Source organism: Amycolatopsis sp. cg9 (genome assembly GCF_041346945.1).
GTDB lineage: Bacteria > Actinomycetota > Actinomycetes > Mycobacteriales > Pseudonocardiaceae > Amycolatopsis.
This window is the reverse complement of record NZ_CP166850.1, coordinates 5,914,861-5,941,674: the sequence shown is the minus strand read 5'-3', so window position 1 is coordinate 5,941,674 and position 26,814 is coordinate 5,914,861. Positions and strand designations below refer to the sequence as shown.

At 73.3% G+C, this 26,814-nt stretch carries 19 protein-coding genes; 5 read left to right on the top strand and 14 right to left on the bottom strand.

Annotation, left to right across the window (positions count from 1 at the left end):
* Window positions 1-283 precede the first annotated feature (283 nt).
* Window positions 284-3,094: an AAA family ATPase gene (locus AB5J73_RS28280; RefSeq protein WP_370961698.1), complete on the bottom strand. Its 2,811-nt coding sequence runs from the start codon at window positions 3,092-3,094 to the stop codon at window positions 284-286.
* Window positions 3,095-3,100: 6 nt separating this feature from the next.
* Window positions 3,101-6,010, bottom strand: a complete 2,910-nt coding sequence (locus tag AB5J73_RS28275) for an AAA family ATPase (RefSeq protein ID WP_370961697.1) — start codon at window positions 6,008-6,010, stop codon at window positions 3,101-3,103.
* A 246-nt stretch (window positions 6,011-6,256) separates the two neighbouring features.
* Between AB5J73_RS28275 and AB5J73_RS28270 the strand changes: the two genes are divergently transcribed.
* Window positions 6,257-7,459 (top strand): DUF742 domain-containing protein, encoded by a 1,203-nt coding sequence (locus AB5J73_RS28270; RefSeq protein WP_370961696.1) that lies wholly within the window; start codon window positions 6,257-6,259, stop codon window positions 7,457-7,459.
* A gap of 57 nt (window positions 7,460-7,516) precedes the next feature.
* The gene (locus tag AB5J73_RS28265; protein WP_370961695.1) at window positions 7,517-8,182 is read left to right on the top strand and encodes an O-methyltransferase; all 666 of its coding nucleotides are present in this window, start codon (window positions 7,517-7,519) and stop codon (window positions 8,180-8,182) included.
* 134 nt (window positions 8,183-8,316) lie between these two features.
* On the opposite strand, the gene AB5J73_RS28260 is transcribed toward AB5J73_RS28265, so the two are convergent.
* The 7 genes from AB5J73_RS28260 to AB5J73_RS28230 all read right to left on the bottom strand — a co-directional run bounded on the left by AB5J73_RS28260 (window position 8,317) and on the right by AB5J73_RS28230 (window position 15,094).
* The gene (locus AB5J73_RS28260; protein WP_370973367.1) at window positions 8,317-9,387 is read right to left on the bottom strand and encodes an HAD-IIIC family phosphatase; all 1,071 of its coding nucleotides are present in this window, start codon (window positions 9,385-9,387) and stop codon (window positions 8,317-8,319) included.
* Window positions 9,388-9,413: 26 nt separating this feature from the next.
* Entirely contained in the window at window positions 9,414-10,535 is a 1,122-nt protein-coding gene (locus AB5J73_RS28255) for an acyl-CoA dehydrogenase family protein (protein ID WP_370961694.1), read from the bottom strand.
* Window positions 10,528-10,803 (bottom strand): acyl carrier protein, encoded by a 276-nt coding sequence (locus tag AB5J73_RS28250; protein ID WP_370961693.1) that lies wholly within the window; start codon window positions 10,801-10,803, stop codon window positions 10,528-10,530. The genes AB5J73_RS28255 and AB5J73_RS28250 overlap by 8 nt, the downstream gene beginning before the upstream one ends.
* A complete protein-coding gene (locus tag AB5J73_RS28245; RefSeq protein WP_370961692.1) occupies window positions 10,804-11,661 on the bottom strand; it encodes a 3-hydroxyacyl-CoA dehydrogenase family protein in 858 nt (285 codons plus the stop codon).
* A gap of 88 nt (window positions 11,662-11,749) precedes the next feature.
* Window positions 11,750-12,028: a hypothetical protein gene (locus AB5J73_RS28240; RefSeq protein WP_370961691.1), complete on the bottom strand. Its 279-nt coding sequence runs from the start codon at window positions 12,026-12,028 to the stop codon at window positions 11,750-11,752.
* 32 nt (window positions 12,029-12,060) lie between these two features.
* On the bottom strand, window positions 12,061-14,817 hold the full coding sequence (locus tag AB5J73_RS28235; RefSeq protein WP_370961690.1) for a LuxR C-terminal-related transcriptional regulator: 2,757 nt from the start codon (window positions 14,815-14,817) through the stop codon (window positions 12,061-12,063).
* A 13-nt stretch (window positions 14,818-14,830) separates the two neighbouring features.
* Entirely contained in the window at window positions 14,831-15,094 is a 264-nt protein-coding gene (locus AB5J73_RS28230; protein ID WP_370961689.1) for a hypothetical protein, read from the bottom strand.
* A gap of 207 nt (window positions 15,095-15,301) precedes the next feature.
* Between AB5J73_RS28230 and AB5J73_RS28225 the strand changes: the two genes are divergently transcribed.
* The gene (locus AB5J73_RS28225) at window positions 15,302-16,099 is read left to right on the top strand and encodes a thioesterase II family protein (RefSeq protein ID WP_370961688.1); all 798 of its coding nucleotides are present in this window, start codon (window positions 15,302-15,304) and stop codon (window positions 16,097-16,099) included.
* Between the two features lie 58 nt (window positions 16,100-16,157).
* Window positions 16,158-16,919 carry a DeoR/GlpR family DNA-binding transcription regulator gene (locus AB5J73_RS28220; protein ID WP_370973365.1) on the top strand — a complete coding sequence of 254 codons (762 nt, stop codon included), beginning with the start codon at window positions 16,158-16,160 and terminating at the stop codon, window positions 16,917-16,919.
* A gap of 1 nt (window position 16,920) precedes the next feature.
* Here the strand turns inward: AB5J73_RS28220 and AB5J73_RS28215 are convergent, their stop codons facing one another.
* The 4 genes from AB5J73_RS28215 to AB5J73_RS28200 form a co-directional block, all read right to left on the bottom strand.
* Complete coding sequence (locus AB5J73_RS28215) at window positions 16,921-18,081, bottom strand: cytochrome P450 (RefSeq protein WP_370961687.1); 1,161 nt, start codon at window positions 18,079-18,081, stop codon at window positions 16,921-16,923.
* 97 nt (window positions 18,082-18,178) lie between these two features.
* Window positions 18,179-22,720: a hypothetical protein gene (locus tag AB5J73_RS28210; RefSeq protein ID WP_370961686.1), complete on the bottom strand. Its 4,542-nt coding sequence runs from the start codon at window positions 22,718-22,720 to the stop codon at window positions 18,179-18,181.
* The gene (locus tag AB5J73_RS28205) at window positions 22,717-23,637 is read right to left on the bottom strand and encodes an esterase/lipase family protein (protein ID WP_370961685.1); all 921 of its coding nucleotides are present in this window, start codon (window positions 23,635-23,637) and stop codon (window positions 22,717-22,719) included. Before AB5J73_RS28205 ends, AB5J73_RS28210 begins: the two co-directional genes overlap by 4 nt.
* A gap of 155 nt (window positions 23,638-23,792) precedes the next feature.
* On the bottom strand, window positions 23,793-23,960 hold the full coding sequence (locus AB5J73_RS28200) for a hypothetical protein (RefSeq protein ID WP_370961684.1): 168 nt from the start codon (window positions 23,958-23,960) through the stop codon (window positions 23,793-23,795).
* Between the two features lie 167 nt (window positions 23,961-24,127).
* On the opposite strand from AB5J73_RS28200, the gene AB5J73_RS28195 reads away from it, so the two are divergent.
* On the top strand, window positions 24,128-24,571 hold the full coding sequence (locus AB5J73_RS28195) for a hypothetical protein (RefSeq protein ID WP_370961683.1): 444 nt from the start codon (window positions 24,128-24,130) through the stop codon (window positions 24,569-24,571).
* Window positions 24,572-24,623: 52 nt separating this feature from the next.
* On the opposite strand, the gene AB5J73_RS28190 is transcribed toward AB5J73_RS28195, so the two are convergent.
* On the bottom strand, window positions 24,624-26,498 hold the full coding sequence (locus tag AB5J73_RS28190) for a Calx-beta domain-containing protein (protein ID WP_370961682.1): 1,875 nt from the start codon (window positions 26,496-26,498) through the stop codon (window positions 24,624-24,626).
* Window positions 26,499-26,814: the final 316 nt, after the last annotated feature.

Genomic DNA, 26,814 nt, shown 5'->3' with positions numbered 1-26,814 from the left:
TTCTCCGGGGTGATGCAGATCATGTTATGCACGCTTGATTATCCCGGGCAACACAATCCGGACACCCGGCCTTAACACTGTGGTGCGGGGGCGGTGGGGGTACGGAGGTACGGACCGCCGTGCGGTGCGGTGCGGTACCGAACCTGGGGAAGAGCGGGCAACCGCGCTGCCCTTTTGGCTCCTGACCTGGGAAATCCGGCGAAAAGGGGGTCCGTACCCCCGCACCCCGCACCGCACCCGCGTACCGAACCCCGCGGGTGGGTGCGGGGTTCGGTACCGGCGATCAGCTCTCCTGGTCGAGCGCGCCGAAGCGCTCGATGAGCTCGGCCCGGCCGCTGACCTCGAGCTTGCGGTAGGTGCCGGTGAGGTTCTTCTCGACCGCGCGCCGGGTGACGCCGAGGGAATCGGCGATCCGCTGGTTCGTCCAGCCCTGGACCACCAGGCGCGCGACCGCGGCCTCGGTCTTGGTGAGGTTCCCCAGGCTGTCACCGGAAAACCGCAGCACGGGACCGTTCAGCTCGGTTTCGCCGCTGCCGTCCAACCAGGACGCCCCGATCGCCTTGACCAGTTCCCGGCCCTCGGCCAGCAGGTCTTCGGCGTCGGGCAGGCCGGCGTCGAGCAGCCGGGCCCCCAGCACGACGGCGGTGCGGGCGCGCTCGACGACGTTCTCCGACTCGCGCAGGATGCCCGCGGCCTCCTGCAGCAGCGCGATGCCGTCGGCACCGCCGGTCAGCATCCCTTGCAGGCGCAGGGAACGCCCGACGCTCAGCGGTGTCCCCCAGGCTTGCGCGAACTGGTCCTCTTCGGCCGCGTGCGCCTGGGCCGCGGTCAGGTCGCCGAGCCGCTGGCGCACCAGCGCCGCCCAGATCCGCCACGGGTACTGGGGCGTGTTGACCCAGCCTTCGCGTTCCAGGCGCCGCCCGCAGTCGAGGAACCGGCCCAGCGCCGTCGCCGGGTCACCGCGGACCAGGTCGATCATCCCGCGGGTCAGCCGCCGCGCGGCGAACACGCGGTGGTCGGTGCCGTCCATCGGCGTGCCCAGCAGGCGTTCGCCGAGCTCGGGATCCTGCGTCTCCAAAGCGATCTGGGCGAGGGTGGTGACCGACCGCGCGAGCGCGTCCGGCCAGGCTTCGTGGTCGGTGCCCTCCAGGACGCCGAGCGCGATCCGCCGCGCCTTGGCCAGCTCCCCTTGCGCCAGCTTGACTTCCGCGAGCTCGGCGGCGATCAGCGACGCGGTGTCCGGCCAGTGCTCCTGCGCCGCCTGGGCGGCCGCGGTCAGCGCGGGCTCGAGCACGGCGGCGCGGTCGGCGAGAACCGCGGTGGACACCAGCAGCGGCAGGGACGTGTAGGCGTGCCGCGGGTCGAGCGGTTCCTCGCTGACCAGTCGCTTGAGGACGGTCTCGACGTCGTCGACCGGCACGCTGCCCGAGAGCACCGCGGTGTGCAGCAGCACCACCGCGAGCTCCCGGCCGGCCGCGGTGTCCAGGCCGCCGGTGAGCTCGAGTTCGGTGAGGCGGGCCAGCGCGGCCTCGCCCCGGCCCGGCTGCCCGATCCCCGGGTACCAGGTGCGGGCTTCGGCCCGCAGCGCCAGCTCCGCCGGTTCCCCTTCGCGCAGCACGGGTTCGACGGCGGCGCGCACCGCCGCGCCGACGTTCGGCGCCGCCGCGGCGAACGCGGGCGGGATCCACAGCGCCGCTTCCGCCTGCTGTGGCCCGGGCGGCAGCAGCGACAGCGCCTGCGACAGGTGCCGGGCCGCGGCGACCAGGTCGAAACCCCGTTCCGCGGCGGCGAGCTCGACGAGCAGCCGCCCGCGCTCTTCGCTGTCGGGCGCGGTGTTCAGCAGGGCCCGGCGCAGGTAGCGCGCCGCGAGCTCGCCGGCCCCGCGCTCCAGGACGCTGCCCGCGGCCGAGCTGAGGATCCGCACTTCCCAGGGATCTTCGGCGATGCCGACCTTCATCAGCGTCTCGGCGACGCGTTCCGCCGGGCGGCCGTGCTCGTAGAGCAGCCGCGCCGCGCGCCGGTAGAGGTCTTCGCGCAGCTCGACCGGGATCGCGGACTCGATGCCGTCCCGCACGCTCGTGGTGACGAACCCGATCCGCCCGTCCTCGCGGGCGGCCAGGCCGAGCCGCTCCAGGTGCTGCACGGCCGAGGAGTACTCGACGTCGTCGAGGCCGACGAGGTCGGCGGCGAGCCCGGGCTCGGCGAGGTCGCCGAGCACCGCGACCGCGCGGGCCAGCGCGAGCACCGCGGGCGGCTGCGAGCCCAGCGACATCAGGACGCGGTGGTCGAGCAGCCGCACGGCTTCGGTTTCCGCGGCCGCGGTCTGCGCGGCGACCGGCCGCAGCCCCTCGGCGACCAGTCCGGTGAGGACGGTCGCGACGTCGGCCGGGTTGCCGCGGGAGACCTCGTGCAGCATCGCGGTGAACGGTTCCTCGGCGCGCTCGCCGAACGCGACCTCCGCCATCGACGCGACCGCGGACCGCGAAAGCGCTCCGGGCACGACGATCCGCGCGGCCGCCGTCACCAGTTCGTGCACCAGCGGGTACTTCGGCGCCTCGCACTCGTCGGCCAGCGCCAGCGCGAGCAGGATCCGCGACCCGCTCAGCCGCTTGGCGAGGTAGCCCAGCAGGCGCAGCGATCCCTGGTCGGCCCACTGCAGGTCGTCGACGATCACCACGACCAGGTCGTCGTGGGACATCGCGTGCACGACCGTGTGCAGTCCATAGAGGACGGCTTCGGTGGGCAGGTAGTGCTCGTGGCCGTCGGTGATGAGCCGTTCTTCGGTCAGGGCACGCAGGATCTGCTCGGACGCGCCCTGGAACCACCGGTCCCGCTCGGCTTCGCCCGCCGCGACGAGCACCGGGCGGCACAGCTGCTGGGCGATGCCGAACGCGAAGTCCTCTTCGAGCCGGGTGGCGTCCGCGCGCAGCACGCGGGCGCCCGCGCCGAACGCCGCCGCCATGGTGTCCCGCAGCAGCGCGGACTTCCCGCTGCCTGCCGGACCGCTGATCAGCAGCAGGGAACCGTCACCGCCCGCGGCCGCGTTCAGCGCGGTCGCGATCGCGGCCCGTTCGGCGTCTCGCTCCAGCAGCACCGGCCATCAACTCGCTGCGGAGCCGGGGCTCATCAGCTCGGCGAGCTGCCCCCGGCCGGTCACGGTCAGCTTGCGGTAGATCCGGGTCAGGCGCAGCTCCACCAAGCGGCTGCTCAGCTGCAACGCCCGCGCGATCTCCGGGTTCGTCCGGCCCGCGGCGGCGAGCGCCGCGATCCGGGCCTCCTGTTCGGACAGTGCGCCGGCGGGGTCGCCGGACGCGGGCCGCGCGGCGGCGTCCGGACCGCGGCGGGCCAGCCGGCCGGAGACGTCGCGGATCTTCTCCGCGAGCCCGGCCGGCAGCAGCTGCGGCCGCAGGGTGGCGACCCGCCCGATCAGGGCGGTGGCCTCGGCGACGTCCCCGTCGTCGAGCCGCGCGGCGGCGAGTTCGGTGACGGCGGTGAGGAAGTCGACGCGCCGGGCCGTCCCCTCCAGCAGCAGGACGGCGCGTTCCAGGTGCGCACGGCGTTCGGCGCCGGTGAAGACGTCGGCCAGGCGCAGGCTCGTGGCCCCGCGCGCGCCCGGGACACCCCAGGTTTCCGCGCGGGCCAGCGCTTCCCGGGCCAGCTCGACGGCACCGCCGGCCCCGGCGCGGGCCAGCGCCAGCGCCGCGCCGGTCCGCCACGGCAGGTCGACCGGGTTGCCTTCGCGCCGCCCGGTGGTGCCGCGGCCGGCCGCGCGGAACGCTTCGAGCGCGGCTCGCGCGTCGCTCTTCGCCAGGTGCACGCGGCCGCGTTGCAGCAGCAGGTACCCGGCGGCCAGTCCGTCGTCCGCGCCGGCCGGGAGCGCCGGGGTCACCGCGCGCTCGGCGTCGTCGAGCCGCATCGCGGCCAGCGCCGCTTCCGCGCGCACGGCTCGCAGTCCGGGCAGCGCCCGCGGGTGCCAGGCGCGTTCGGGCAGCCGCGCCACCGCGGCTTCGAGATCGGCCTGGGCCTGACCGAGGTTGCCGCGGCGCAGTTCGCAGCGCGCCCGCAGCAGCACCGCGTTCGCCGCGACCGCGCGGGCCCCGGCGCGGACCGCGTCCTGGTGGACGTCGGTGAGACCGAGCACGGCCTCGGACAGCTCGTCGGTGCACAGCAGCACCCACGCGGCACGCAGGCGCAGGGTGTGCGGCAGGTTCGCGCGCGGTTCGAGCGCGAGCCGGGCGAGTTCCCGCGCCCGGCCGGGCTCGCGGCCGCGGCGGGCGAGCTCCACCGCGGTCGTCGCCGCGCGCACGGGATCGGTGTCGCCGGGGGCCGCGGGCGGCGCGTCGAACGCGGCGGCCGGGACCACCGGGCCGGCCGCGCAGTCCGCCTGCGCCAGCCTGCCGAGCGCGGCCAGCGCGGACGTGCCGGCTTCGAACCCGCTGCGGCGGCGGCAGGTCGCGGCGATCACGCGGTGCGCCGTGCGGGTGTCCCCGCGGGCGAGCAGGTGGTCGGCCGCCTCGAGCAGCACCGCGCCGGAGACCTCCGGGCCGGTGTCGAGCAGGACGCGCTGCAGGCGCTGGTCGCTCAGCTCCGGTTCGTCGGCGACCTCGGCCAGCGCGAGGCCGAGCATCAGCTTCCGGCGTTCGGCCGGGCTGACCGGTTCGCGCAGCGCCCGGCCGAGCAGCCGCGCCGCGCCCGCGTCGTCCCCGAGCACGCGGCGCCGTTCCGCGGCCCGGCGCAGCGTCGCGACCGCCCACGACGCACCGACCGGGCGGACCGCGGTGAGCAGCTCGGCGAGCTGGTCGTCCGGCACCGCCGCGCGGTAGGCCAGTTCGACGCACCGGTTCGCGAGCTCGCCGCGGTCGGCGGCGCTCAGCGTGCCGAGGGCGGCGTCGGCGGTCGTGCGGTCGGCGATGTGCGTGGGCGCGCCTTCGCGCACCAGGCCGAACCCGACCAGCTGGCGCAGGGCGTCGCCGACGCGACCGGCGAGCGGGCCGGCCAGGTTCGTCACGAGGTCGAAGTCGAGCCGCCCGCGGCAGACCGCGATGGCGCGCAGCAGGTTCAAGGCGTCGGCGGGCAGCGCCGCGATCGACACGGCCAGCTCGGCGGCGCGGACGTCGGCGAGGTGCGCGGTGACGGCCGGCAGGTGCTCGGCCACCGGGTCCTGCCCGGCGGCGGCGAGCCGTTCGAGCACCGGCGCGACCAGCGCGGGCCGCCCGCCGGTGACCCGGTGCAGCCCCGCGGTGAAGCGGGGATCGGGCTCGCTGCCGGGGAAGCGGTCGCCGACCAGCTGCCGCAGGCCGTCCTCGGTGAGCAGCCGGACGGCGGCGGTGTCCCCGCCGGGCACGCCGGGGTGCTCACCGGTGGCGAGCACGGACCGCACCAGCAGCATCGGCGCCTGCTGCAGCCGGTGCTCCATGGCCTCGAGCCAGGCTTTCGAACCGGGGTCCGCCCACTGGGCGTCGTCGACGGCGATCAGCAGCGGGCCCTGGCTCGCGACGCCCACGAAGTCGCCGCACAGGGTCGGGATGGACCGCTCGGCCGAGGCCCGGCCGCAGGAGCGCGGCCCGCCGTCGAGCCGGCAGTCGGCGTCGGCGATGTCGGCGAAGAGCCGGTTGATGACGCCGCGGTGCACGGCCGATTCCCCGGGCGAGCAGGAGGCGAAGGCGGTGATCACGCCGGCGACCCTGGCTTCCCTCACGGCGGCGGCGAGCAACGCGCTGCGTCCCGCTCCGCGCGGGCCGACGACGGTCACCTGACCGGACCGCCCGGCCAGCACCCCGCGGATCCCCCGCCGCAGCACGGCGATCTCGTCCTCCCGCTCGACCAGCCGCGTTTCGGCGGTGCGGCGCGAGCGGTCGTCCCGTTCCCCGAGCCAGGGAACGGTCAGCACGGGCTCGCCGACGCGGCCCGCGGTCCGGGCGGCGGTGTCCGCGGGGGGCAGGACAGGCGCGACCGGCCACGCCGATCCGGCTCTACCTGGTCCGGGCACCACCATCACCCTCCGCACCACAGCGGCTGCTTGACGTCATCCGCCGGCGGTGTACCGGTGGGTGACGTGGCTCTCCAGCCTAAGGCGCCCAATGTTGGTTTAACAAGTCCAGCACCTTCGTTTTGTCTGCGGTTGGCCCCCATCGACAACGCACTACCCACGAAGACCCAGAAATCCCTACATTAAGGCAAAGTGTCTTGACACCCCGCCAGGGCCGTGGGTGAAGGTGGCTCACCACCCCGCCCGACCGGTTTCGAGGCCGCGAACATGAAAAACTCCCACGATCGCCGCCCCGCGAAGATCGGATCAGCCGCCCTGTCCTTCGGCGGGTGGGGCGACTACGAGGTGTGGGCAGCGCATGGATTCACACCCAAACCCAACTCCGACCCGGCTCACGCCCCGGAGCAGCAGGCCGGGGACCCGCCTGAGCGAACTGGCGGCGGCCGCTCCCCCGCCCGGGGCAAGCGCGGCGCCCGGGCCGGGAAGACGCCCGACGGCGACGCGACCTCCGACCGCGAGGCGAGCGCCAGCGGGACCGCGGGCAGCTCTCCTGCCCGCGGGAAGCGTGGCACCCGCCCCGGCAAGACCACCGGCACCGGCCGCGCGGGCGACGCCACCGGCGACCGCGACACCGGCCCTCGCCCTGGTGAGGCCACCGGCTCCGCGGCCAGCTCCCCAGCCCGGGGCAAGCGTGGCACCCGCCCCGGCAGAACAGCCGACACCGGCCGCGCGGACGAGGCCATCGGCGACCCCGCCCGGGCCGCGACCCGCACCAGCGACCGCGGAACCAGCACCGGCTCGCGGCGAACCGGTCCCGGCGAAGCCGCCACCGCACGCGACTCCGGCCCGCACCGAACCGGCCCTGGCTCCGGCACCGGCACCGGCCGCGGCACCGGCTCCGGCTCCGGCTCCGGCTCCGGCTCCGGCTCCGGCTCCGGCTCCGGCTCCGGCTCCGGCTCCGGCGAGACCGCACACCCCGCCGCCAGCGCGAACCCCGCCAGCGCGCCCGCCCGCAAGCCCCGGCCCGCCAAGCCCGTCGCCTCCGTCGATGACGACCGCACCCGCGGGCGCCGCGCGGCCACCCTCGGCACCCGCCCCGGCGAACCGCCCGAGACCGGCGGCCTCCCCCGGAGCCCGCGTGAACGGCCCTACGTCCGCGGCAGCACGCCCCCGCCCCCACGTGCCCGGCACCTCCTGCCCCCGGAGGTCATGGTCTTCGCCACCGGGCGGCACCGGACCGCCGCCGAGCTCGATCCCGATCTCGCCGCGCTCTGCCGGATGTGCCAGATCCCCACCTCGATCGCCGAGGTCTCCGCCTACCTCCGGCGGTCGCTGGACGACACCCGCGTGCTCGTCCGGCACGGCATCGACGGTGGGCTGCTCGTCGCCGACGTCGCGGAGCTCGGGCTCGCCGGGCGCCCGCCGCTCGCCCTGCTGCACCGCGTCCACCAAGGACTGCTGCGCCTCTGAACCGGGGTCGCCGCGACACTAGACACTTCCAGGAACCGGCGAACCTAGGCTTCCGCCATGGCGACCCAACTACTGGCGTCCTCCGACGTGCTCGGCTACGTGAGCGAGCATTCGCAAGCCGAGGACGAGATCCTGCGCGAACTGCGCGACGAGACGGCGTCGCTGCCCATGGGGGCGGCGATGCAGGTGTCCGCGGAAGAAGGCCGGTTGCTCGCGCTGCTGGTCAAGCTCACCCGGGCGCGCCTGGTGGTGGAGGTCGGCACCTTCACCGGCTACAGCTCCCTCTGCATGGCCCGGGCGCTGCCCGCCACCGGGCTGCTCATCACCTGCGACGTCACCGACCGCTGGCCGGCGTTCGGCCGGCCCTACTGGCGGCGCGCCGGCGTCGAGGACCGGATCGACCTGCGGATCGATCCCGCCACGCAGGTGCTCGACGCGCTCTTCTACGAGTACGGGCCGGGCACGGTCGACCTGGTCTTCATCGACGCCGACAAGGTCGGGTACGCCGCCTACTACGAGGCCGCGCTCGGGTTGCTGGCCCCCGACGGGCTCATCGTCGTCGACAACACCCTCTTCTTCGGCCGCGTCACCGATCCCGAGGCCCAGGACCCCGACACGGTCGCCATCCGCGAGTTCAACCGCTTCGTGCGCGACGACCCGCGCGTGGAGATGTCGCTGCTGCCGATGGCCGACGGCATCACGCTCATCCGCAAGGCCGGCTGAAGGGGACGTTCCCCGCATCTGACGCGCTGAAGGGGACTTTGCTCGCATGTGATGCGAGGAAAGTCCCCTTCAGCGCGTCAGCCGGCAGCGGAAAGGCCCGCCCCCGGAGCGGGAGCGGGCCTTCCACAGTGGACTCAGCGGACCCCGACCGGCTCGCCGAGGTCGGGCGCCACCAGGGTCACCGTCGTGGGCTCCTCCTGCGGCACCGGCTCCAGGTGCAGCCGCTGCAGCCCCGGGACCTCACCGGAGGGCAGCACGGCCGTGCACGCGCACGCGTCGTCGGCGAACCCGGCGAAGCGGTAGGCGATCTCCATCATCCGGTTGCGGTCGGTCGCCCGGAAGTCGGCGACCAGGTGCGCGTCGGCGCTCGCGGCCTGGTTGGCCAGCCAGCGCAGGATGATCGAGCCCGCGCCGAACGACACGACCCGGCACGACGTCGCCAGCAGCTTCAGGTGCCAGAACTCTTCGAACGTCTCCAGCAGGATCACGCCGACCGCGCCGTGCGGCCCGAAGCGGTCGCGCATGCTGACCACCAGCACCCGGTGCGACGGATCGTCCAGCAGCTCGCGCAGCTTCTCGTCGGAGTAGTGGATGCCGGTGGCGTTCATCTGGCTCGTGCGCCGGGTCAGCTCCTCGACCCGGGACAGCTCGGTGTCGGTGGCCGGCAGGATCGTCATCCGCAGGTCCAGCGAACGGAGGAAGTCCTCGTCCGGGCCGGCGAACCCGGCCTGGGCCTCCTGGCGGCGGAAGGACGCCTGGTACATCTGGCGCCGCCGCCGCGAGTCGACGGTGACCGTCTCCGGGCTGAACTCCGGCAGGTTCGCCAGCTCCAGCACGTCCTCGGCGCGGTAGGTGCGCACCTGCGGGTGGTGGTAGGTCACCTCGGCCAGCTCGCTGTCGCGGTCGTCGACGAACGCGATCGTGTCGAGGGCGAACTTGAGCTCGTCGGCGATTGCCTTGACCGACTGCGACTTCGCGTGCCAGCCGATCTGCGGCAGCACGAAGTACTCGGCGAGGCCCAGCTCTTCCAGCCGCGCCCAGGCGTGCTCGTGGTCGTTCTTGCTCGCGACCGACTGCAGGATGCCGCGCGCGTCGAGGGTCTTCACCAGCTGCCGGATCTCCTCGGAAACCTCGACGGCGCCGTCTTCGAGCAGCGTGCCGTTCCACAGGGTTTCGTCGAGGTCCCACACCAGGCACTTGACCATGGTCGTGCTTGCCACCGGAGTCCTCCTCAGTCGCCGGTATTCACGAGGACACGGGTGTGCCCCGCCAGGATGAGCTGGCAGATCTCGTTGCTGCCTTCGATGAGTTCCATCAGCTTCGCGTCGCGGTGCGCCCGGGCGACCACGTGGCCGTCCTGGGCCGCGGCCGAGGCCAGCACCTGCACCGCGGTGCCCGACCCGCGGGCCGCCGCGGTCGAGCTGACGTACTTGGCCAGCACGGTCGCGACCACCATCTCGGGTGAGCGCCCGTCCCAGGCGCGGCTGGCGTGCTCGCACACGCGGGTCGCGGCCTGCTCGTCGGCGTACAGGTCGGCCAGGTGCCGGGCGACGAGCTGGCGGTCGGCCAGCGCCACGCCGCCCTGGTGCCGGTTCGCCGCGTGCGCGCCGGCCGCGGCCAGGCACGCGCGCAGGATGCCGACGCAGCCCCAGGCCACCGAGATCCGGCCGTAGGCGAGCGCGGTCGTGATGAGCATGGACAGCTCGACCCCGCCGCCGCCGAGCACCGCCGAGCGCGGCAGCCGGACGTCGTGGAGCCGGACGGTCGAGTGGCCGGCGGCGCGGCACCCGCTGGGGTGCGGGACGCGCTCGATCGTGACGCCCTCGGCGGTCGACGGCACCACGACCGCCGTGCCGAGGCCGTCCAGCTCGCCGACGACCACGATCAGGTCCGCGTACGCCGCCGCGGTGATCCAGACCTTCTCGCCGTTGACCACGACGTCGTCGCCGTCGGCGCGGACGGTGGTGGCCACCGACGACAGGTCGCTGCCCGCCGCGGGTTCGCTGAAGGCCACCGCGGCCAGGTCGCCGGAGGTGAGCCGGCCGAGGTAGTTCGCCCGCTGGGCGCGGTCGCCGAAGCGCTGGATGGTCCAGGCCGCCATGCCCTGCGACGTCATCACGCTGCGCAGCGAGCTGCACAGCGAGCCGGCGTGCGCGGTGAACCCTCCACTGTGGATGCTGCTCGCGCCGAGACCGCCGTATTGGGCGGGCACTTCCGCGCACAGCAGGCCTCGTGCGCCGAGGGCGCGCAACAGGTCTTCGGGCAGCCGGCCCTCGACGTCCCAGGCCGCCGCCCGGTCACCGACCCGGGCGGTCAGGTCGGCGGCGGCCGCCGCGAGCGGGTTGTCACTCATCGAGCAGGCGCCCCACGAGCGCCGTCATGCCTTCGACGGTGCGGAAGTTGTCGAGCTTGAGGTCCGGCCCGACGATGGCGATGCCGTAGGTCTGCTCGAGGAACACGACCAGCTCCATGGCGAACATCGAGGAGACCAGGCCGGTGCGGAAGAGGTCCTGGTCGACCGGGACGTCCTGCTTGACGCGCCCGGTCAGGAACTCCCGGATCTCCCGCGTGACGGCCTCCGGCGTGCGCGCCGGCGTTGCGGTGGTGGAGACGTCGTTCACTCAGAACACCTTCCCGTACTCGTAAAAGCCCCGTCCGGTCTTCCGGCCGAGGTGGCCGTCGGCCACTTTGGACTGCAGCAGGGCGCACGGCGCGTGCCGCGGGTCACCGGTGCGTTCGGCGAGCGCCCGCAGCGCGTCGGCGAGGTTGTCCAGGCCGATCAGGTCGGCGGTGCGCAGCGGGCCGGTCGGGTGGCCGAGGCAGCCCTGCATGAGCTCGTCCACGGCTTCCACCGACGCGGTGCCTTCCTCGACCACCCGCGCGGCGTCGTTGATCATGGGGTGCAGCAGCCGGCTGGTGACGAACCCCGGCGAGTCGCGCACGACGATCGGCTTGCGGCTCAGCCGTTCCAGCAGGCCCAGCACCGCGTCCAGAGTGGACTGTCCGGTGCGCGGGCCGCGGACGACCTCGACGTTCGGGATCAGGTACGCCGGGTTCATGAAGTGCGTCGCCAGCAGGTCCGCGGGCCGCTCGACCGCGTCGGCCAGCTCGTCGACCGGGATGCCGGAAGTGTTGGTGATCAAGGGGGTGCCCGGTGCGACCAGCGCCGCGAGCTCACCGAGCACAGTGGCCTTGACCTTGTCGTCTTCGATGATCGCTTCGATGACCGCCGTCGCGTCCTTCGCCGCGCCCAGGCCGGTCGTCGCGGTCAGCTCGCCTTCGGCGACGTCGGGGAACGCGCCCATCAGCCGGCCGTGCCGCAGTTGCTGCGCCACCCGCCGCTTCGCGAGTTCGACCGCCTCGCCGTCGGTTTCGACCAGGGTGACCGGAACTCCGTGTCCCAGCGCCATCGCCGTGATGGCCGAGCCCATCACCCCGCCGCCGATCACGGCCGGCCGATCCTGCGCCTGCCCGCCCACCGCGCCTCCCTGAGTCTTCGGGATTTTCTTCCGTGCGTGGGGAGCGTCGGTCACCGCGGTGGTGCCGGTCAACGAACAGCGCGCATATCTAGGGTTTTCCGTCGGCCGGGCCGGTGCTCAACACGCCCAGCGCGGCCAGGTCGCCCATCCACGCGCGCAGGGAACCGGTGAGCTCGGCCGGTTCGAGGTCGCACGTGGGCGCGAGCGCGAGCGCCGCGGCCGCGGGATCCCAGTCGTGCTGGGCCAGCGCGATCCACATCGCCGCGCCGAGACCGCTGGCGAGCACGCGGTGCTCCCCGGTGGGCAGCACCATTTCGAGCACGCCGGTGTCGTCGACGATCACCGCCAGGCCGGGCACCGGACGCATGGCACTCCCCCGTGTTTTCCCCGTGTCACCGGTCACAGCGCCGGTTCCGGCGCGAGCAGGCCGCCGGGGAACCGCTCCTGCAGCTGGGTGCGGCCGCTGACACCCAGCTTGCGGTAGACGCTCGTGAGGTGGATTTCGACGGTCCGCACGGCGAGCTGGAGCGCGTCGGCGATGGTCCGGTTGGTGGCGCCGGTCGCGGCGAGCTCGCCGACCCGCCGCTCCCCCAGCGTCAGCACGTCGGTCACGCTGCCGGTGACCGGGTAGTTGCGCCCGCCGGCCGCGGTCACGCCGGCTTGCGCCTCCTCGGCCCGGCTCCAGAACCCCGAGCGCACCGAGAGGTCCACGGCGGCCCGGAACGCCCGGCGCGCGCCCTGGTGGTCACCGGCCCGCAGAAGTGCTTGTCCCAGCGCGGTTTCCGCTTCGGCGAGGTACCAGGACGCCGCCGTCCCGCCGAGCACGCCGGCCGCCGCGTGGAGCCCGTCGACGGCGGCGTCGCCCTCGGCCACCAGGCCGCGGCCCAGCAACGCCAGTCCCCGCGCCGACGCCGATCCCCAGGCACGGGCCAGTTCTTCGCCGTGCGCCACGAGGTCCGCGGCCTCCGCCCGCCGGCCGAGCCGGACCAGCACCCGGGCGCCGTCGAGCCACCACGGGACGAACAGCGGGTTGGCGCCGCCTTCCGCGCGCAGTGCGGCACCGCACCGGCGCAGGTGCGCCAGCGCCTCCTCCAGGTCGCCCCGCGCCTCGGCGAGCCGTCCCCGCGCCAGCAGGTGGAACGGGAAGCGGAGGACGGACCCGTCGGGCCCGGCCCGGTCGGCGCGGGCCAGCGCCGCGGCCGCGCCGTCGACGTCACCCTGCTGCAGCAGGACCAGTGCCTGGGCGACCAGGGGCGCGGTCGCGAGCTCGGCGCGGTCGTCGCGCTCGGCGGCGCGCACGGCCGCCGTCGCGTCCGAGAGCGCGCGGGAAAGGTCGCCCGCCCCGCACGTGAGCCACGAATGCGCGGTCAGGGCCACGACTTCCGCCCAGCCGGCGTCGTCGCGGACCGGCCCGGGCGACAGGCCGCCCAGCGCGTGCAGGGCCTCGTCGACCTCGTCGGCGGCGAACAGGACGTAGGCGGCGAGCGAGCAGGCCCACCGCACCGACGGTTCCGGGCGTTCGAGTGCCCGCCGCGCGCAGGAGACCGCGAGGTCCCGGTCGGTGCCGCGGATCAGGTGCGCCACCGCCGCCAGTGCCAGCACGCCGACCTCGGCCGGGGTCTGGCCGGGCAGCGCGGACATCGCGGGCAGGCGCGCGCCGACCAGGTCCAGCGAGCCGGGCTGTTCGAAGGCGACCGCCAGCAGCGCGGCCTCCAGCTCGGTCCGCAGGCCGCGGCCGGCGTCCCCGGCGTCCTCGCCCCGGTCGTCGTCGAGCTGCGCCAGCGCGCCGGTCAGCAGCCGCGTCGCTTCCTGCGGCTCGCGGGCCGAGAGCGCCGCGATGGCCAGCTGCAAGGAGATCCGGGCCCGGCTGCGGGCGTCCTCGGCCAGTTCGGCCATCCCGGCGAGCGTCGCGTACGCCGCCAGCGGATCGCGCACCCCCACCAGGCGGGCGAACTCGATGCGCACCGGCATGTCCTGGGGCCGGTCGGCGACGAGCACCCCGAGGTAGCGGGCGGCGTCGTGCGGCCGGCCCGACCGTTCCGCGGTGCGCGCGGCCTCGGCGAGCACGTCCCGCATCCACCGCTCCGGCAGCCGCCGCCGGCCGAGCAGGTGCGCGCCGACGTCCTCGGGCGGGCAGCCGCGGTCGTTGAGCAGCCGGGCCGCGGTCAGCCGCAGCGGGCCGAGCCGCCGTTCCGGCACGCCGGCCAGTACCGCGTCGCGGACCGCGGGCGAGGCGAGCTCGCCGCCGTCGTCGCGCAGCAGCCCCTCGGCGGCGAGGACGCCGAGCGCGTCGGCGGCGAGCGGTTCGGGGACCCCGCCGAGCAGGGCGACGAGCTCCACGTCGGGCGCGCCGAACACCGCGACCGCCTCGGCGACGTGCCGGACGTGCTCCGGACGGCCGGCGAGGACGCGCTCGACCAGCCGGGCGCGGGCGGCCGGGGCGAGCACCCGGGCCCGCGCCAGCGCCCGGTCGTCCGGGTCGAGCCCCTCCAGGTGCAGGGCCGCGCAGACTTCGCCGAGCAGCGCGGGGTTGCCACCCGTCAGCCCGGCCAGCTCGCGCGCGAAATCGGGTCCGGGCGGCTCGGGCCACCACGCGGCGGCGACGCCGGCGACCTCGGCTTCGGTGAAGGCGGCCAGGTCGACGGTCGCGACGTCGCCCGGCGGCAGCGTCATCGGCGGCCACAGCGGCCGGCCGGTGGGGCGCTGCGCGACCACGACCAGCAGGGGCTGCTCCGCGCCCCGGTGCGCCTGGTGCGCCAGCACCCGGACGGAGGCCTCGTCGCAGTGGTGGAAGTCGTCGAGCAGGACGACGACGGGGCCGGCCACGGTCAGGTCGGCCAGCCGGCGGCCCAGCCGGCGCGACAGCACCGGCACCGGCATGCCGTACCGGCTCCCGGCGTCCGGGAGCAGCCCCTCGGCGGCGCGCCCGGCGGTCCCGCCGCCCGGCCGGCGGCAGGTCTCCGACAGCACGACCGCGCGGTCGCCGACCGACCGCGAAAATTCCGCCAGCAACGCCGTCTTGCCGGTGCCGGTCGCCCCGCGCACCCGCACGAGGGTCGCCGAACCGGCCCGCGCGTTGGCGAACGCCGAACCGAGGACCTCGAGCTCCCGCAGCCGCCCGACCACCCGCCCGGCGACGCCCGTCACCTCCGCCATCCTCACCCTGCTTTCACGGAAGGCGGCGGCCGCCCAGCCCCTCGTCGTCGGCCCCGTGCCACATTTCGCGCGCGTACGGGGTGTCCGGCACGAGCACCCGATCGGCGACGGCCGATGGGGTGGCGGGCAGTTCCCCCAGCCCGCTTTCGATCCAGCCGAGATCGCTCATCAGCCGCCGCATCGGCGGCGTGTCACCGTGGATCCGGTGCAGCGACTGGATGGCACGGCGCAGCTCGGTCGCCTTGCGCCGGGCGGCGGTGAGCGCGTCAGCGGTCATCAGGACTCCTCTCGGCGGGGCACGGGCGGATCGCGTGCCCCGCCGACGGTAGGTCGTCGCGCACCCGGAAAACCCCGGAACCTCGGCGGATTCCGCAGCGGGCGCCGGTGCCGCGACCCCGTGGTGTGAGCGGCAACACTAAGGAATCCGTGGCCCCCGGCGCGGTTCACTGGCGGACCTGACACCGCGTCGAAGGGAAACGCTCTCGTGAACATCGCGGACAACGCCACGACGTCGTGGATCCGCCGCTACCACCCCGCGCCCGGCGCGGGTACCCGGCTCGTCTGCTTCCCCCACGCCGGTGGTTCGGCCAGCTACTTCCACCCGGTCTCGGCGCGGTTCGCGCCGGACGTCGACGTCGTCTCGCTGCAGTACCCGGGGCGGCAGGACCGCCGCCGGGAGCCGAACGTCGACTCGGTCGCCGGGCTGGCCGATCTGGTCGCCGACGAGCTGGCCGCCCTCTCCGACAAGCCGGCCGTGTTCTTCGGGCACAGCATGGGCGCGGTCCTCGCCTTCGAAACCGCCTGGCGGCTCGAACTGCGCGGCCTGCGGGCGCCCGGGGCGATCGTCGCGTCCGGGCGGCGCGGGCCGTCGACCTTCCGCGACGAGCGGATCCACGAGCGCGACGACGACGGCGTGCTCGACGAGGTCCGGGAGCTCAACCGGGTGGACCGGACGGTCATCGGCGACGACGAGATCCTGCGGATGGCGCTGCCGGCGATCCGCGCCGACTACCGGGCGATCGAGACCTACGCCTGCCCGGCCGGGCGCCGCGTCCGCTGCCCGGTCACCGCGCTGATCGGCGACCAGGACCCGAAGGTCACCGCCGAGGAGGCCGGGAACTGGGGCGAGCACACCGAAGGCGGCTTCCGGCTGGCGGTCTTCCCCGGCGGCCACTTCTTCCTCGCCCGGCACCAGAGCGCGGTGAACACCGAGCTCCAGCGCGAGCTGCAGGCCCTCACCGCCCCCGCGGCGGCATTGCACTCCGGGCGCGATTCAACATAAAGTAACATCAGCAACCACACAGAACGACATGACGAGCAGGCACGGACGGGGGGTCGCGGTGTACGCGGAAGAGCGTCAGCAGCTGATCCTCGAGCAGGCCCGGTCCCGCGGCCGGGTCGACGTGGCCGAGCTCGCCGGCGAGTTCGCGGTGACGACGGAGACGATCCGCCGTGACCTCACCACGCTGGAACGCCACGGGTCGCTCCGCCGGGTGCACGGCGGGGCGATCCCCATCGAGCGCCTGGGTTTCGAACCGGCGTTGAACACCCGCGAAAGCGTGATGACGGCGGAGAAGAAGCGCATCGGCAAGGCCGCGCTCGCCGAACTGCCCGCGGAAGGCGCGATCCTGCTCGACGCGGGCACGACCACCGCGCACCTCGCGGAGGCGCTCCCCATCGACTGCAACCTCACGGTGGTCACCAACTCCGTGAACATCGCGCTGACGCTGTCCAAGCGGCCCAACCTCACGGTGATGCTGGTGGGCGGCCGCCTCCGGGCGCGCACGCTCGCGTCGGTCGACTCGTGGGCGTTGCACTCGCTGAGCGAAACGTTCGTCGAGGTGGCGTTCATGGCGACCAACGGCCTGTCGGTCGAGCGCGGCCTCACCACCCCGGACCCGGCGGAAGCGATGGTCAAGCGGGCCTCGATCGCCGGTGCCCGCCGCGTCGTGCTGCTCGCCGACCACACGAAGGTGGGCAACGACCACTTCGCCCGCTTCGCCGAACTGTCCGAAGTGGACACGTTCATCACCGACGGCGGGATCGATTCGACGGTGGCCGCCGAAATCGAGCGCGAAGGCGTGCACGTCCTGACCGCCTGAGCTACCAGCGCACCGGCAGCTCGTAGAGTCCGAAGAGGACTCCGTCGTGCTTGAACTCGAGCTCGTCGGCCGGCACCGCGAGCCGCAGCCGCGGCACCCGCTCGAACAGCGTGGTCAGCGCGACGTCCATCTCCAGCCGGGCCAGGTGCTGCCCGATGCACTGGTGGATCCCGTAGCCGAAGGCGACGTGGTGGCGCGCCGAGCGGGCGGGGCAGAACTCGCCGGCGTCCTCGAACACGGTCCCGTCGTGCCCCGCCGCCAGCCCGAGCGGCGCGACCCCTTCGCCGCGCCGGATCAGCTGGCCCGAGATCTCGAGGTCCTCGGTGGCGACGCGCAGGCTGACGACGTCGGAGATCGAGAAGAACCGCAGCAGCTCCTCGACGACCCCCTCGTGCCCGATCCACTGCGGGTTCTCCAGCAGCATCACGACGCCGAGCGACAGCATGTTGGCGGTGGTCTCGTGGCCGGCGACCAGCAGCAGCATGGCCACGCCGAGCAGTTCGGCGTCGTCCAGCACCCCGCCGCCGATCAGCCGGCTGATCAGGTCCTCGCCGGGCCGCGCCCGCTTGGCGGCGATCAGCTCGGCCAGGTAGGTGTTGATCTCGCCCAGCGCGACTTCCCGTTGCCGGGCCGTCGAAGCGAGGCTGACCAGGACGCGGGTGCGGGACTCGAAGTGCTCGTGATCCTCGTAGGGCACGCCCAGCAGCTGGCAGATGACCAGTGACGGCAGCACGAGGCAGAAGGCGGACACGAGGTCCGCGGAGTTCCCGGCGGCCAGCATCGCGTCGATCCGCTCGTCGACGACCTGCTGGATGCCCGGCCGCAGCTCCCGCACCTTCCGCACGGTGAACTCCGGGATGAGCAGCTTCCGGTACCGCGTGTGCTCGGGTGCGTCCATGGCCACGAACCACCCGGGAAGCGCTTCCGGTGCCCCACCGGTGGCGGGGAAGCCCGGCTGCGCCGGGTCGGAGCTCAGCCGCGGATCGGTCAGCGCGGCCCGCACGTCCTCGTGCCGCGCGACGAGCCAGACGGGCGTACCCCCGGGCAGGACGGTCCGGCACAACCCGGGCCGGGCACGCAGCTCGGCGTAACCGTCGGGCGGAGTGACCTGACCGGGCGCCCGCCGCGGGAAGGCGACGATCCCGGGTTCCGTGCTCACCATGACCCGGTTCTACCCCGCGGCGGCGCCCCCGTCCGCGATGGCGGCGAAAGTCTGGAAGAACCCCTAGCGAACCCGGCGCCGGCGGCCGGCTACCCGCTCACCACGTGGGCGGCGGTTCGATGTCCGCCACTTCAGTCTCATCGACATCGCGGGATCTCCGTTCCACCGCGGCGAACCTCGCCTCGATGTCCGGCCGGCCGGTTCTGGCCACCGCGTACGCCAAGGCTTGCACCAGGACGAAATCAGCGCGGCGATCAGGGTTCTCCTCGAAGGAGACCAGCTCGGCGAGGACAGTGGAGACCAGTTCTTCGGCTTCTCCGCCCGCAACGCGAAGGAGGCGGACCGAACGGAGCATGACGTTCTCCGGTGGCCGGTCGCCGAACCAGCCGGACAGGGTGCCGAGCATCTCCGCGCGGCTGCCGGCGCAAATGCCGGCCGGGGACGACAGCGCGAGCACCATGCCGGTCCACACCCTGTTGCCGGGGTCGAACCGGCTTCGCAGCAGTTCGAAGACTTCCGGCACGATGTCGTCCGACAGGTCCCTCAACTCGGGTATCCGGCCGAGGATGAGCAGCAGGGATCCCCACGCACCCTCGTTGCTTTCGTGCTCCAGGAGCCACTCGTGGGCCCGCGGCACGAAGTCGCGGGCCAGGTCCGGGAACGGACCGAGCGCCGACGGAAGCGCGAGCCAGATGCTCTCGTTCGCTTCCGGCCGCTTCAGCAGTTGCTCGAACAGCTTCGGGATGATCTCGCGCGCCAGGTCCGCCAGCTCCGGGACCCGGCCGAACGCCGACAGCAAGGCCGCCCAAGCACCTTCGTTGCCTTCCGGCCGCTTCAGCAGCCGTTCGACCGCACCCGGCACGATCTCGCGCGCCAGGTCCGCCAGCCCGGGAACCCGGCCGAACGTCGACAACAACGCGGCCCAGGAACTCTCGTTGCTTTCCGGGCGCTGCAACAGCCAGTCGAAACCCCGCGCGACGATGCCCGGTGCCAAGTCGGCCAGCTCGGGGACCCGGCTCAGCGCCGAAAACGACGCGTTCCACACGTATTCATTGCTTTCGGTGCGCTCGAGCACCCGCTCGACGGCTTGCGGCACGATCTCGCGCGCCAGATCCGCCAGCTCCGGGACCCGGCCGAAGGTCGACAACAACGCGGCCCAGGAACTCTTGTTGCCTTCCGGGCGCCGCAGCAGCCACGCGAAGACCAGCGGCACGACCTCGCGGGCCAAGCCACCCAGTTCCGGCACCCGGCCGAACGTCGAGAACAGCGCCGCCCAGGCACCCTCGTTGTTCTCCGGCCGCTCCAGCAACCGCTCCACCGCGCCCGGCACGATCTCCCGCGTCAGATCCGCCAGCTCCGGCACCCGGCCGAACATCGAGAACAAGGTCGCCCAGGAACTCTCGTTGCTCTCCGGCCGACGGCGCAGCCACTCGAAAACCAGCGGCACGACCTCACGGGCCAGCCCGGTCAGCTCCGAAACCCGGCCGAAGATCGACAACACGGCACTCCACGCCGCGTCATTGCCGTCCGGCCGCTCCAGCAGCCGCTCGACCGCGCCCGGCACGACCTCGCGTGCCAGATCCGCCAGCTCCGGCACCCGGCCGAACGCCGAGAACAGCGCCGCCCAGGCACCCTCGTTGTTCTCCGGCCGCTCCAGCAACCGCTCCACCGCACCCGGCACGACCTCCCGCGCCAGATCGGCCAGCTCCGGCACCCGGCCGAACGTCGACAACAACGCCGCCCAAGAACTCTCATTGCTCTCCGGCCGCTGACACAGCCACTCGAAAACCAGCGGCACGACCTCACGAGCCAACCCGGTCAGCTCCGGCACCCGACCGAACATCGACAACACGGCACTCCACGCCGCCTCATTGCCATCCGGCCGCTCCAGCAACCGCTCCACCGCACCCGGCACGACCTCCCGCGCCAGATCCGCCAGCTCCGGCACCCGGCCGAACGTCGACAACAACGCCGCCCAAGAACTCTCATTGCTCTCCGGCCGCTGACACAGCCACTCGAAAACCAGCGGCACGACCTCACGAGCCAACCCGGTCAGCTCCGGCACCCGACCGAACATCGACAACACGGCACTCCACGCCGCCTCATTGCCATCCGGCCGCTCCAGCAACCGCTCCACCGCACCCGGCACGACCTCCCGCGCCAGATCCGCCAGCTCCGGCACCCGGCCGAACATCGACAACACGGCGCCCCACGCGGCGTCATTGCCATCCGGCCGTCCCCACAGCCATGCGAACAACCGCGGGGCGAACGCGCGAGCCAAGTCCGGAAACCGGGCGAACGTCGACGGCAGCGCGACCCAGACGCTTTCGTAGTTTTCCGGTCGCGCCTGAAGCTGCCCGATCACCTCGGCCACGATTTCCGGCGCCAGATCGGGATCCCGGCCGGCCATCGACAGCACCGCGGCCCAGGAGCTCTCGTTGACCTCCGGTCGATCCGCCAGCTGCCGGGCGACCCTCGGCAAGACTTCCCGAAGCAGATCGGGGGTACCGGAGAGCCGCCCCAGCGCGGCCAGGAAGACGTTCCAGGCGGCCTCGTTGCTGCCCGAGTGCTCGCACAGCAAGTCGAGCAGCTGGTCCAGGGCGGCCCCGCCGTTCGGATCACCCCGGTTCAAGGCCCCCTCGGTGATGCCGAGCAGGGCCTGGAGCACATCCTGGTTCATCTCGGGGGTGGTGAGCTGCCAGTCCAGGACCACGCTGAACAACCGGGCGTTTTCCCCGTCGCCGAGCAGTCCGCCGGCGTCGTAGAGCGTCAACAGCGTCTTGACGACGAGCGCCGTGCGCGAGGAACCGCCCTCGTCGTCGAGGGAGGCGTTCTCCAGCCACTCGTACACCCGCTCCAGGAGGTCGGCCACCTCGGCGGACGGCAGGCTCTTGAGCAGCCACGCCGCCTGCTGGGCGTCCACCGTCCAGTCCAGCTCGCCCCGCAAGCTCGACCTCAGGCGCTCGACGACGATGTCCCGGAAGGTGTTCGTGCGCCGGGCTATCTCGATCGACTCCGCCGGCCCCGCGGAGAGATCGGCGATCTTCAGCATCCCGGGCAGGCTCTTCATGAGCAGTGCTTCCCGCTCCTGCGAGAGCAGGTTGCCCGAGGACAGGTGGTACAGCTGCCACGCGGCGAGCCAGCTTTGCCGGTTCTGGAGGCTCAGGCACCTGCGGAGCACGGGGCGGAACGTCATCCGTGCGTCGCGCGACGGCTTGAGCGCCCGCACCAGTGCGCACAGCGACTTCGTTTCCATGGTGCCGTCCTCGACCGCGGCGCTCCACCGCGCGGCGAAGTGCTTGGCCAGCTGGCTCCTCAGCGACGGCCGCTGCACGAGGATCATTTCCGCCAGCTGGGGAGCCGCTCCCAGCGCCTGGACCGACGCGTCGATCACGCCCTTCTCGACGTTGAGACCCTGCGTCGGGCGGTACCGCCACGCCTCACGCGCCACGCGGGCGTGGGTCGCGCCGATCAGCCTGCTGCCGGGGTGCCCCTGGCGCGGGAAGTGCACGGAGAAGATGCGCCAGCCCTCTTGGGTCACCAGCTCTTCCAGCGCTTGCGCGAGCAGGTCGGGTGGGGCTTCGTCGAGGATGTTCGACAGGAACTCGTGCAGCAGGGATTCCGGGCACAGCACGTAGTGGCGGTGGAAGTAGCAGATCATCGCGAAGGCCACGACCGGCCAGGGAAGGCGCCGCACGTCGGCGTTCGGGTCCACGGGGACACCGTCGTTCAGCGTGATCCAGATCCGCTGCATGATGTCCCGGAAGGATTCGCCCGCCGCGGCTTCCATCGCGACGACGAGCAGGTCTTCTTCCGTGGTGAGCAAGCTCGCCGGATCGCGGTCGTGCAACTGCGCCAGCTGCCGCCGTTCCCCCGTCGACGGTCTGGTGATGTCGAAGTTCCGGCCGACCACCTGCTTCCCGAACAACCAGTGGGCGAACCGGCGGAAGAGGAAGTCGGGGCTCGCGCCCAGCACCGAGACACCCTGGTGCTGCGGCCGGCCCAGTGCCTGCAGCAACTCGACCCACCCGGAGTTGGCGAAGAACGGGTCGTCCAGCAGCATCAGCACCGGGACGCCTTCGCCGGCGATCCGGTCCATGGCCCGGATGTAGGCGGCGACGTCCCCGCTGGTCACCCGCTCCGTCTTCACCCCGAAGTCGACGACGACGCATTCGCCGGCGAGCACCAGCATCGCCGCCACGCGCCGGACCAGCGTCGTCTTCCCGGAGCCCGGGGCGCCCAGCACGAACAGCGAGTGCAGCTGGTGGTCGGTGCCGCGCGCGATCGGGGCGAGCAGTTCTTCGCGGACCGCGTCCCGCAGTGCCGCGGTCTGGTCGCGTTCGATGAACCGGAGCTCGGAGTCGGCGCCGTGCACGACGTCGGCCCAGTCCGGCGACCGCGCGACGTAGACCCGCTTGGGTTTCCCCGCCTGCTCTTCCAGGTACGCCTTGTCGACGACCAGGAACGGAAGCGCCCCCTCCTCGGGCTGCGGCCCGTAGTGGTTGACGTTGAGCGTGTGGCCCGCGACGTACTTGCCTTCGAGGTTGACGTCGCCGGTTTCGGCGACCGGCCCTTCCACGAAGGTCTGCCGAGCCGTCGCGAGCGCGGAGGCGCCAGGTGCCTCCCGGTCGCTGGTCACGGCCGGGGCTTTCCGCGGGCGCCTTCGGCCCCGTCGATCCACATGTCGTGCCCGGCGACGTAGGTGCCGGTCAGGGTCACGCCACCCCCCGCGACCGGCCCCTCGATCACGCGCCGCCCGCCGGCCGTCGCTTCGCCCGCCGGGGAGCCGGTGCCGGCGCGAGCGGAATCCCGGACGCCGGTGACGAAGAGCTTGACCTGCCCGTAGACCACCGATTCGCGATCAGCGGGCTTGCAGATCCCGATGTGGTCGTCGTCCACCGGGATCGGCCGCACGCCCGCGAGACCGGGGTTCGCCGACGAGGCGTCGACCACCCGCACGCCCTTGGTGGGCAGCGTCTCGAAGAACACGCGGTGCGCCACGTCGACGCCGGGCTCGGCCACCCAGTCCCGGTACCGGTCGTTGAGCTGACGCAGGTGCGCGCTGTTGTGCCGCAGGTCCTCGACCGCGCTGGTCGCCCGGTAGACGACGCTGAGGGCCTTCACGACCTTCGTCAGGTCCGAACCGGTGTGCGGGGTGGCCAGGAAGGCCACGCCGCGGACCGCGGCCGCGAACTCGCGATAGCCGGCCCGTCCTTCGGCGGAGTGCAGCAGCATCTCCTTGACCAGCAACCCGCCCATGCTGTGCGTGACGAAACACAGCGGCCGCTGCCCGATGCCCCGGTTCTGCAGCTGGGCCAGCACGTTGATCGCCCGGTCCTGGATCGGCATCGCGTGCCCCAGCCACTTGCTCGAGGCGGCGTCGTACCCCACCGACCAGACGGCCACGCCCGGGATGTCCTCGACCACCCACCGCGGCCAGAACGAGTCCTCCCGTTTTCCCGACCACGACGTACGCGCGTTGCCGTCGAGGCCGTGCACGAAGACGACGTCCAGCACCGCACCTTCGGCCGAACCCACCGCTACGACCTCGGTCATCCGCTACCTCCACGAACCGCCACACCGCCGCAAGACCGCGGGGTGTCCCGGGCAACCCCGCCGATGCTCGTGTCCACAGTCGTTGCGGAGCGCACGTCCGTTACCCCGGCGGACGGAGATCGCCCGCGGCGCGGCGGCCGACGATCCGGGCCGGTTCAGCGGTCGCCGGTGCCGGGTGCCGGGATGTCGCCGATGTAGGGACCGCCGCCCATCCCGCCGACGGGGGCGGAGCCGGCCGAAGGGCCTTCCGCCGCGGCGGCCACCGGGGCGAGCACCGCGACCAGGGCCGCGGCGAGCAAAGCGGCTGCACCAGCACGTTTCATGGTTCGATCCCTTTCGTTTCCCGAACGGTCGCAGACCCGGCTTCCAAAGCGCTTCCATCCGCCGGCGCTTCCCGCGAATCGCCCACGCGGGATCCGGCGGGCGCATACGATCGGCGCGGCGCGGCCCGGACGCCTCGATCTCCGGCAGCGAGTGCGTGGAGGCGGGCATGACACCCCTGGCGTTGACGACCATCGAGATCATCCCGCGGGTGCTGCTGCTCGTGGTGGGCGTGCTCGGCCTGATCTTCGCGATCAAGGCCCGCGCCAGGGGCGGCTCGGGCCTGCTGGTCGGCGCCTTCGCCGTCATGCTCTTGACGACGGCGGCGGCCATCGCGTGGCAGTTCGTGTCGCTGGACGCGGCGTCCTGGATCAGTTCCGGGAACCTGAGCGCCAGTGACATCAGCCTGATCTTCATGGCGGTGGCCGTCCCGCTGGACGTCGCCACGGCGATCTCCTGGCTCCTGGTCGCGCTCGCGGCCGTCAAGGGTGGCCGGGCGCGCCAGGCGCCGTACCCGGGCCCGGCCGGCCACCCGATGGCCGGGCAGCCGGGTTTCGCGGGCCCGCCGGCCGGCTACGCCCAGCCCGGGTACCCGCAGCAGCCGCCGAGCTGAAGCCCCGGAGGAGCCGGGGCGGACCGGAGTCCGCCCCGGCTCGGTCAGCCGGTCACCGCCGGCAGGGGTTGCCCGCCGGGTGCGCGGTGGTGCCGTGCACGTCGGCCTGGGACTCCGCCAGCACGATCTTCGCCAGCGCGGTGTCGAGTGCCACCGCCTGCTGCTTCACGACGCCGCCGGACACGGTCTGGCCGTTCAGCTTCAGCGAGCCGATGACCAGCGGGATGGTCAGCGGTGCCGAGCCGACCGTGACCGGGACGCCGTTGATCTTCAGCGAGGCGACGTTCGAGCTGCCGGTCAGCGCCGGGGCGAGCCCGCCGGTGACCGGCTGGCAGGTCGCCGCCGCCTGGGACTGGATCACGCCCAGCTCGATCGTCAGCCCGACCGTGCTGATCACCGTCTTGTCGATCTTGGCCGATGCCTGCGCGTGGTCACCGGCCGCCGGGGCCGCGGACTGGTTGTCCGGGGTCAGGTCGGTCGAGGAGGTCAGCGCGTGGGTCTGCACCTTGATCAGGCCCGCGTTGAGCGTCGCGTCGAGGACGGTCTCGCTGTCGTCGGCGCACGGCAGGTTCTGCGGGTTCGCCACGGCGGCGGTGCTGCCGATGACGTTCGCCGCGGTGCCGGTGCAGGAGAAGGCGCCGTCGCGGTCGTCGTCGACGATCGTGCCGACCCCCGTCGGGTCCACCAGCCCGGCGCCGGCCGGGGCCGAGAGGTTCACGGTGAACGTCTCGGCCGGCTCGTCGACGGTGTCCGGGTTGACCAGCACCGTCACCGGCTTGGCCGTCTCACCCGGCGCGAAGGTGACGTCCCCGCTGGCCGCGGCGTAGTCGGCCGGCGCGGTGGCGGTGCCGTTCGCGGTGGCGTAGTGGACGGTCACCGGGTCCGGGGCGGCCCCGCCGAGCAGCGACACGGTGAAGGTGGCCGGCACCAGCGCGCCGCCGGAGCCTTCGTCCACCGTGACGTCGCCGATGCTCAGCCCGAGCACGCGCACGGTCGTCGTCTCGACGAACCCGCGCGAGACGCCGTCGACCAGGTAGTCGACCGAGCAGTGGTACGTGCCCGGCGCCGCGTTCGCCGCGACCGCGATCGCCTCGGTGAACGTCGCGACGTCCCCGCCGGCCACCTTGACGCTCGCCGGGGCGTTGGTGAGCGTCAGCTGCGGGTCGCAGGCCGTCACCTTGGGGGTCACCGTGACCTCGATGGACTTGATGCCGGCCAGGATGGCCTGCGACACCTGGCTCGAGGGCACGTTGTTCAGCAGCACGCCACCGGTGGCTTCGGTGATGGCCGTGGCCTGCCCCTCGGCGTCGAGTGCGCCGACGTTGACCGCGACCACGCGGATGTTCGCCGCCTTGAGCGCGGCGATCGTGTCGGCCAGGGAGTGCCCGCCGCTGGGGTCGTGCGACGGCGCGTCGCCGAACCAGGCGACGATGCGCGTGCCGTCGGGCCGGAAGGTGACCGCGCCGGTGGCCAGTTCGTAGAGCGCGTTGAGGTCGGCTTCGGGGAAGTCCCCGCCCCCGGAGGCCACCCACTGGTTCGTGCCCGCCTGCACCGCGGCGGTGTCCCCGGTGAGGCCCTGGTCGACCTTGAACGGCACGGCGTCGCCGAAGTCCTTGTACTCCGCGACCCCGAACCGGGCGGTCGGCTGCGCGGCGAGCACGTCGCCGGTGATGGCGTTGGCGTTGGTCCGCACGTTCGAGATCGCGCTGCCCATGCTGCCGGTGGTGTCGGCGAGCAGGACGAGGTCGGGGTTCGGCGGGACGGCGGACGTGGTCACGTGCTTGGTGACGGTGGTGCTCTGCCCCGCGCCGAGCGTGAGGTCGACGGTGGCCGGGTCGACCCCCGGTGGCGCGGCGGCCGCCACCGCCGTCGGGGCCAGCAGCGCGCTGACCGCGGTGAGGGCGACGAAAACTGATCTTCGCGACATGGACGTCCCTTTCGAGCACCGGCGGAATGCCGGATCCGGTGTGGGGTTCGTGGGAAAGACGGCCGGCACGCGGATTTGTTAGCCGTGGCCGCCGACGTCACCCGGAGCGCCCTGCGCTCAGGGCCCAACGGGTTAACGGCCTGTGCACGGGCCTACGCAGGTGATGCCGGGAATGCGCCGAACGATCGGAATCCGCCGGGTTTCCCTCACACTTCGGAGCGACGGGAAGCGCGTATTCCGGAACCGTGCGTGGCACTTTTCGCCGGGGGCACGACGGTTTCCGGCCCCTCGGCACCGGAACTACCACCCGGATGTC

What these genes read in the sequence shown, in the direction of transcription:
- AB5J73_RS28215 (WP_370961687.1), bottom strand. Translation starts at nt 18,081, where the DNA reads ATGGTGAGCACGGAACCCGGGATCGTCGCCTTCCCGCGGCGGGCGCCC.
- AB5J73_RS28260 (WP_370973367.1), bottom strand. Translation starts at nt 9,387, where the DNA reads ATGGTCAAGTGCCTGGTGTGGGACCTCGACGAAACCCTGTGGAACGGC.
- AB5J73_RS28200 (WP_370961684.1), bottom strand. Translation starts at nt 23,960, where the DNA reads ATGAAACGTGCTGGTGCAGCCGCTTTGCTCGCCGCGGCCCTGGTCGCG.
- AB5J73_RS28190 (WP_370961682.1), bottom strand. Translation starts at nt 26,498, where the DNA reads ATGTCGCGAAGATCAGTTTTCGTCGCCCTCACCGCGGTCAGCGCGCTG.
- AB5J73_RS28240 (WP_370961691.1), bottom strand. Translation starts at nt 12,028, where the DNA reads ATGCGTCCGGTGCCCGGCCTGGCGGTGATCGTCGACGACACCGGCGTG.
- AB5J73_RS28265 (WP_370961695.1), top strand. Translation starts at nt 7,517, where the DNA reads ATGGCGACCCAACTACTGGCGTCCTCCGACGTGCTCGGCTACGTGAGC.
- AB5J73_RS28270 (WP_370961696.1), top strand. Translation starts at nt 6,257, where the DNA reads ATGAAAAACTCCCACGATCGCCGCCCCGCGAAGATCGGATCAGCCGCC.
- AB5J73_RS28255 (WP_370961694.1), bottom strand. Translation starts at nt 10,535, where the DNA reads ATGAGTGACAACCCGCTCGCGGCGGCCGCCGCCGACCTGACCGCCCGG.
- AB5J73_RS28230 (WP_370961689.1), bottom strand. Translation starts at nt 15,094, where the DNA reads ATGACCGCTGACGCGCTCACCGCCGCCCGGCGCAAGGCGACCGAGCTG.
- AB5J73_RS28235 (WP_370961690.1), bottom strand. Translation starts at nt 14,817, where the DNA reads ATGGCGGAGGTGACGGGCGTCGCCGGGCGGGTGGTCGGGCGGCTGCGG.
- AB5J73_RS28205 (WP_370961685.1), bottom strand. Translation starts at nt 23,637, where the DNA reads ATGACCGAGGTCGTAGCGGTGGGTTCGGCCGAAGGTGCGGTGCTGGAC.
- AB5J73_RS28195 (WP_370961683.1), top strand. Translation starts at nt 24,128, where the DNA reads ATGACACCCCTGGCGTTGACGACCATCGAGATCATCCCGCGGGTGCTG.